This is a genomic window from Polaribacter sp. (assembly GCF_965656025.1).
In the GTDB taxonomy this organism is placed as follows: Bacteria; Bacteroidota; Bacteroidia; order Flavobacteriales; family Flavobacteriaceae; genus Polaribacter.
The window spans coordinates 7,085-14,081 of record NZ_CBFHJT010000014.1 but is presented as its reverse complement, the minus strand read 5'-3'; the positions used below and the strand labels follow the sequence as shown (position 1 = coordinate 14,081).

Genomic DNA, 6,997 nt, shown 5'->3' with positions numbered 1-6,997 from the left:
TAATGGTACGCTAAAAACAGTAGTAAAACAACGTGAACCTATTGCAAGAATTGTATTAGAAAATAGTTCTTATTATATTGATAAACAGGGGGTAAAAGTGCCTTTGTCGAATGTTTTTTCGGCAAGAGTTTTGTTGATTTCTGGCGTAAAATCAGCTGTTGAAATTAAAGAAATATTACCTTTTGTAAAAGGATTATTAAAAGATGATTTTTTTAAAAAAGAAATTGTTGGTATCCACAAATCTGCCGAAAATGAATTTATTTTTTCTGTAAGAAGTGGAGATTACAAAATAGATTTTGGCAAATTAGAAGACACAGAAATAAAATTTAAAAAATTAATAGCGTTTTATAATACAACATATAAAAATAAAACGATTCAGAATTATAAAACAATTACAGTAAAATATCACAACCAAGTTGTGTGCACAAAATAAATCAAAATGGAAAACAATAAAATAGCTGTTGGTTTAGATATTGGTACAACCAAAATTGTTGCCATGATTGGTCGTAAAAACGAATACAATAAAATTGAGGTTGTAGGCATAGGTAAAGCCAAAAGTTTAGGTGTTAAAAGAGGTGTAGTAAGTAATATTACGCAAACCATACAATCTATACAACAAGCTGTAGACGAAGCAGAAAGTGTTTCTGGCCTAAAAATAGAAGAGGTAGTTGTGGGTATTGCAGGTCAGCATATTAGAAGTTTGCATCACTCAGATTATATTACAAGAAACAATGCAGATGAGGTTATAGATGAGTTAGATATAGAAAATTTGGTAAATCAAGTGCATAAGTTGGTTATGTTACCAGGTGAAGAAATTATACATGTTTTACCACAAGAATTTAAAGTAGATTCTCAAGCAGATATCAAAGAACCAATTGGTATGTATGGTGGACGTTTAGAAGCCAATTTTCATGTGGTGGTTGGGCAAGTGTCTTCTATTAGAAACATTGGTCGTTGTGTAAAAAGTGCTGGTTTAGGGTTGAGTGATGTTACCTTAGAACCATTAGCATCTGCATCTGCAGTATTAAGTTTAGAGGAAAAAGAAGCAGGTGTAGCTTTAATAGATATAGGTGGTGGTACTACAGATTTGGCCATTTTTAAAGATGGTATTATTAGACATACAGCTGTGATACCTTTTGGGGGTAATGTAATTACAGACGATATTAAAGAAGGTTGTTCTATCATAGAAAAACAAGCAGAATTATTGAAAATAAAATTTGGTTCTGCGTGGCCAGGAGAAAATAAAGAAACAGAAATTGTTTCTATACCTGGTTTAAGAGGAAGAGAACCGAAAGAAATTACACTAAAAAACTTGTCTAAAATTATTCATGCAAGAGTGCAAGAAATTATTGAGCAAGTTTATTTAGAAATTAAAAATTACGGACACGAAACAGCCAAAGGTAAATTAATTGCAGGTATTGTTTTAACGGGTGGTGGTGCACAATTAAAGCACTTGCGTCAGTTAGTAGAATATATTACAGGTATGGATGCTCGAATTGGTTTCCCCAATGAACATTTAGCAGGTGATTCTGATGATCTTTTATCGAGCCCATCTTTTGCAACAGCCGTTGGTTTGTTAATGGAAGGTTTAGAAAGAGAGACCAAACAAGAAGAACCAGAAGAAGAGGTAGTAGAAGAAGTTGAAGAAAATACTTCTACAGAAGACGAAATCGAGCAACCACAAGAAGAAGAGCCTAAAAAAGTAAAAAAGAAAAAATCGTTCTTTGAGAAATTTACAGAAGGATTAAAAGATTTTTTAGACAACGCAGAATAAAGCAATAGAAAGCGTTAAAAATTGAAAAGAAAAAGTTTTACTTATAAGTTTTAAGTAAAGAATTAAAAATAATATCAAACAACTAAAAAAATAAGAAAGTTATTATGAGCGCAGAATTTGATAACATTTCATTTGACATGCCAAAAACACAATCTAATACCATAAAGGTAATTGGTGTTGGTGGTGGAGGTAGTAATGCAGTAAATCACATGTTTACGCAACACATAAAAGGTGTAGACTTTGTAATTTGTAATACCGATGCTCAAGCATTAGAAAACAGTCCAATACCTAATAAAATACAATTAGGTGCCAACTTAACCTCTGGTTTAGGTGCAGGTGCAAATCCAGAAATCGGTGCACAAGCAGCTAAAGAGAGCATGCAGGAAATTCAGCAAATGTTAAATACCCAAACAAAAATGGTATTTATTACTGCTGGTATGGGTGGTGGTACAGGTACTGGAGCAGCACCAATTATTGCAAAAATTGCAAAAGATATGGATATTTTAACTGTAGGTATTGTAACCATGCCTTTTCAGTTTGAAGGTAGAATGCGCTCTAAACAAGCACAATTAGGAATTGACCAACTGCGCCAGAATGTAGATTCTTTAATTGTAATTAATAACAATAAACTAAGGGAGGTTTATGGAAACTTAGGCTTTAAAGCTGGTTTTTCTAAAGCTGATGAAGTTTTATCTACAGCCTCTAAAGGTATTGCAGAAGTAATTACACATCACTATAAACAAAATATAGATTTACACGATGCTAAAACAGTACTTTCTAATAGTGGTACTGCAATTATGGGTTCTGCAAAAGAAGAAGGTAAAGACCGAGCAAAAAATGCCATTGTAAAAGCTTTAGATTCACCATTATTAAATGACAATAAAATTACAGGCGCTAAAAATGTACTGCTATTAATTGTTTCTGGTTCTAATGAGGTAACCTTAGATGAAATTGGAGAAATCAACGATTTTATACAAGATGAAGCTGGTTATGATGCAAATATTATAATGGGTATTGGAGAAGATGAGCAATTAGGAGAAGCAATTTCTGTAACTATTGTAGCTACTGGTTTTGCAGCAGATCAACAAAGTTCTATTACCAATACAGAGGTAAAGAAAATTGTACATACTTTAGAAGACGAGCAAAAAGCAACGTATAATTTCGAAGAAAAAACAATTTCGAAAGCTCCTACGTTAGAACAACCAATTGCTAAAAACGATGAAGAAAAAATTGTACATACTTTAGAAGATTTTAAAACAGAAGAAGAGGTAAAACCATCAACTCCTAAAATGGATTTGATACCAACTTCAGACACAATTGCAAACACAGTAGTTGTTTTTGATGATCTTTCTATAGAAGAAACTGAAGATGATTTCATTATAACAGATACAACCCCTGTTGTAGAAGAAGTAGTAGAACAACCTAAAGAATTACAAACAGACTTGTTGTTTGATTTGCCTTTAAACTCTCCTAATGAAGATAAAAAACAAGAAGAACATAAATTCTCTTTAGAAGAAGAAAAGTCTGTTAATGTTAATAGTATTGAAGTAATAGAGGAGGAAGAAATAAAAGCACCCGCAGAAACTAGGTATGTTTTGCAAGATTTTGATGCGCAACCAACCATTGGTAAAAGTTCTCATATTACAGAAAAAAAGGAAGTTGCAGAGGAAGAAGAAATTAAATTTGAACTAAAAACAGCAAAACCTGTAAAAGACATCAACGCAATAGAAACTACGAGTGAGGAAGTTTCTCCTTTAGATTTAACCATTTCTGAATTACAACAAAGAGCTGCAGAAAGACGCAGAAAAATGAAGGGTTTTAACTATAAGTTTAACGACCAAATGAATAAAAATGTAGACGAGATTGAAAAACAGCCTGCATATAAAAGACAAGGTTTAGACTTAAATGTAGATACGCCCATAAGCAAATCTAAAACAGCAATTAGAAAAGATGATAATGATTTAGATTTTAAATCTAACAATTCTTTTTTACATGATAATGTAGACTAGACACTGCATTTTACCCCTAAATGACTAAAAACCACATCCATAATAGATGTGGTTTTTTGTTTTTTAGAAAAAAAAATTATTTTTTTTTCTAATTGTCGTAAACCATCAATGCTAGAAAAACTACTTTTTTTATATTTTCTTGAATTTTAAAAGTGTAACAATTCTAATTTAGTATCGTCTTCTTTATGTAATCAATTAAACAAAACACCATGAAATATTTAACAACAACACAAGTAGAAGAAAGAGGAATTTTAACATCGTCTTACAAACAAGAAATTAAGAATAGTATATTTTTAGAAAAAGAGAAATCGATCTCTAAAGTAAAATCTTTAATCTCGAATCACTCTTCGCGTATAGAAAGCCAAACAGCAACTTTATTAAGAGTTTCACTTTTTGTAATTGCTTTGGTGATGATTTCTTTTTAAGAAATTTTAACTTTAAAAGTGAAAAACGTTACAACAAATCTAAAAGTATTTAAATGCATCTGCGTGAAGGATTGAAGTATTGTTTGAGCTCTCCCGCTTTTTTGCGGGAAGCGAGTACGGAAAGCCTGACCTGAAAGGGCACGCCCAAATACATATAATCTCTAATATATTCAACACAAAAAAAATCCATCTAAAAAAGATGGATTTGTAGTTTTTATTTGTCTGTTTGCGCTTGTTCAAGTTAATAATAAAACTTCGACAAGCTCTGTTTGACATTAATTGCTATGAAGTTATTAACTTAAAGCAGTTTTAATTCTTTTAATAGCTTCTCTAATTTGTAACTCAGAGGCTGCATACGAAATTCGGATACAGTTTGGCGCTCCAAAAGCATCACCTGTAACTGTGGCAACATTTGCTTTTTCTAAAATAAACAAAGCAAAATCGCTAGCATTATTAATAGTTACACCTTGTATAGTTTTGCCAAAGAAAGCAGAAATATCTGGAAAAACATAAAAAGCACCATCTGGCACATTTACCTTAAAACCGTCTATTTCTTTTAGTAAATCAATAACAATACTTCTTCTGGCTTTAAACTCATCTACCATGTATTGTATTTTAGAAATTGGCGCTAAAACTGCTGTTATAGCTGCTCTTTGAGCAATACAATTGGTTCCTGAAGTAATTTGCCCTTGCATTTTAGTACATGCTTTGGCAATCCATTCTGGTGCACCAATGTAACCAATTCTCCAACCTGTCATAGCAAAGGCTTTTGCCAAACCATTTACAGTAATTGTTCTGTCGTACAAACTTTCTATAGCTGCTAAACTAAAAGGTTTTGTACCATAATTAATGTGCTCGTAAATTTCATCAGACATTACATAAATCTGTGGATATTTTTCTAACACTTTCGCCAATGCTTCATACTCTTCTTGGGTATAAATGATACCACTTGGGTTGTTAGGCGAGTTGAATAAAATTAACTTTGTTTTTGGTGTGATGGCAGCTTCTAATTGTGCCGGTGTAATTTTAAAGTTGTTTTCTATGGTTGATGGAATTTCAACCGATTTTGCTTCACATAAAGTGGCAATTGCAGAATAACTTACCCAATAAGGACAAGGTAGTAAAACTTCGTCGCCAGGGTTTAACAACACTTGCATTACGTTGGCAATAGATTGTTTTGCACCTGTAGAAACTACAATTTGACTAGGTTTGTACTCTAAATTGTTGTCTCTTTTAAACTTTGTGCAAATAGCTTCTTTTAACTCTACATACCCATCTACAGGTGTGTATGCATTGTAATTTTCGTTTACAGCATCTATAGCTGCTTGTTTTATAAAATCTGGTGTATTAAAATCTGGTTCGCCCAAACTTAAACCAATAATATCTTTGCCTTCTGCTCTTAACTCTCTCGCTTTTGCAGCCATTGCTAATGTAGCAGATGCTGGTAAGCTGTTAATTCTGTCCGATAATGGATGTGTCATTTTTTACTGTTAGTTGTGTTTGTTTTTATGCTATTTCTGGGTTTTGCCCTAAAACGCCTAAATGTCTAAAATGCTCTATAATGGCTTTTCTTGTAGTTTGATACTCATTATATGGCAAGTTAAACTCTATGGCAGTTTCTTTTACAATTTTAGCTAATTTGCTGTAATGTACGTGAGAAATGTGCGGAAAAATATGATGTTCAACTTGATGGTTTAAACCACCAGTATAGAAGTTTACCAACCAATTACTAGGGGCAAAGTTAGAAGTCGTGTACAGTTGGTGGACTGCCCAAGTGTGTTCTAAATTTCCATCTTTATCTGGTATTGGCATTTCTGTTTTAGGTACAATATGTGCCAATTGAAAAACCAAACTTAAAATCATACCTGCTGTATAATGCATTACAAAGAAGCCGATTAATACCTTCCACCAAGCAATGTCTAAAACTAGTATTGGTAATGCAATCCAAAGTGCATAATAAGCAATTTTAGAGATTACTAATTTGGTCCATTCTGTGGTTGGGTTCGGAAAATTACCATAAGATAACTTCTTTTTTAAATACCTACGCATTTGTTTGATATCTGTAGTGATTGCCCAGTTTATGGTTAATAAACCATATAGAAATATAGAATAATATTTTTGTATTTTATGAATAGGAAACCATTTAGAATGTTGTGAGAAACGGATAACTCTACCAGCATCAATATCCTCATCATGACCTTCTACATTTGTAAACGTATGGTGTAATACATTATGTTGTACTTTCCAATTATACACATTGCCTGCAAGAATGTAAATACTACTTCCCATTAATTTGTTTACCCATTTTTTGCTAGAAAAAGAGTCGTGATTGCTATCATGCATTACATTCATGCCAACACCTGCCATACCAACTCCTGTTAAAACCATTAATAAAACCATGGTCCATTGGGGCATAGAAACTGTTAAAACTAGAATGAAAGGAACTAAAAACAGCGAAAACATCAAGATTGCTTTTGTGTACAATCTCCAGTTACCCGTTCTTTTAATGTTATTTTCTTTAAAGTACGTATTTACTCTTTTGTTTAGAGTTCTAAAGAATTTTGCTTTATCTACTCTTGGAAATTTTATTGTATTCATGTATAAATTTAATTCTGCAAAAATAACCTATTTAATTTTGCTATATATGATAAACGTCAGTTTTTGTTTAGAATTGTTTGCTTACAAATAACTACTTTTGCATTTCTAAAAATAATAATTTATGGATATTATTCACAAATATTTTAAAAATTTAACAGAAATCCAAATTCAACAATTTTCTAAATTGCAGG

The 6,997-nt window shown here is 32.1% G+C and carries 6 protein-coding genes; 4 read left to right on the top strand and 2 right to left on the bottom strand.

Translation table 11 applies throughout. The features are described 5' to 3' along the window. From ACTG3S_RS04155 to ACTG3S_RS04140, 4 genes are all read left to right on the top strand, one after another. The coding region (locus ACTG3S_RS04155) for a cell division protein FtsQ/DivIB (RefSeq protein ID WP_439128114.1) at nt 1–433 on the top strand (433 nt) is incomplete at its 5' end. A gap of 6 nt (nt 434–439) precedes the next feature. Next, nucleotides 440–1,774, top strand: a complete 1,335-nt coding sequence (ftsA, locus tag ACTG3S_RS04150) for a cell division protein FtsA (RefSeq protein ID WP_439128113.1) — start codon at nt 440–442, stop codon at nt 1,772–1,774. Nucleotides 1,775–1,878: 104 nt separating this feature from the next. Beyond that, the gene (ftsZ, locus tag ACTG3S_RS04145) at nt 1,879–3,783 is read left to right on the top strand and encodes a cell division protein FtsZ (protein ID WP_439128112.1); all 1,905 of its coding nucleotides are present in this window, start codon (nt 1,879–1,881) and stop codon (nt 3,781–3,783) included. A gap of 209 nt (nt 3,784–3,992) precedes the next feature. After that, a complete protein-coding gene (locus tag ACTG3S_RS04140; protein WP_439128111.1) occupies nt 3,993–4,208 on the top strand; it encodes a hypothetical protein in 216 nt (71 codons plus the stop codon). Nucleotides 4,209–4,501: 293 nt separating this feature from the next. On the opposite strand, the gene ACTG3S_RS04135 is transcribed toward ACTG3S_RS04140, so the two are convergent. Further along, nucleotides 4,502–5,689 (bottom strand): pyridoxal phosphate-dependent aminotransferase, encoded by a 1,188-nt coding sequence (locus ACTG3S_RS04135; RefSeq protein ID WP_439128110.1) that lies wholly within the window; start codon nt 5,687–5,689, stop codon nt 4,502–4,504. A 25-nt stretch (nt 5,690–5,714) separates the two neighbouring features. Beyond that, the gene (locus ACTG3S_RS04130; protein ID WP_439128109.1) at nt 5,715–6,806 is read right to left on the bottom strand and encodes a fatty acid desaturase family protein; all 1,092 of its coding nucleotides are present in this window, start codon (nt 6,804–6,806) and stop codon (nt 5,715–5,717) included. Nucleotides 6,807–6,997 lie beyond the last annotated feature (191 nt).

What these genes read in the sequence shown, in the direction of transcription:
- ACTG3S_RS04130 (WP_439128109.1), bottom strand. Translation starts at nt 6,806, where the DNA reads ATGAATACAATAAAATTTCCAAGAGTAGATAAAGCAAAATTCTTTAGA.
- ftsA (WP_439128113.1), top strand. Translation starts at nt 440, where the DNA reads ATGGAAAACAATAAAATAGCTGTTGGTTTAGATATTGGTACAACCAAA.
- ACTG3S_RS04135 (WP_439128110.1), bottom strand. Translation starts at nt 5,689, where the DNA reads ATGACACATCCATTATCGGACAGAATTAACAGCTTACCAGCATCTGCT.
- ACTG3S_RS04140 (WP_439128111.1), top strand. Translation starts at nt 3,993, where the DNA reads ATGAAATATTTAACAACAACACAAGTAGAAGAAAGAGGAATTTTAACA.
- ftsZ (WP_439128112.1), top strand. Translation starts at nt 1,879, where the DNA reads ATGAGCGCAGAATTTGATAACATTTCATTTGACATGCCAAAAACACAA.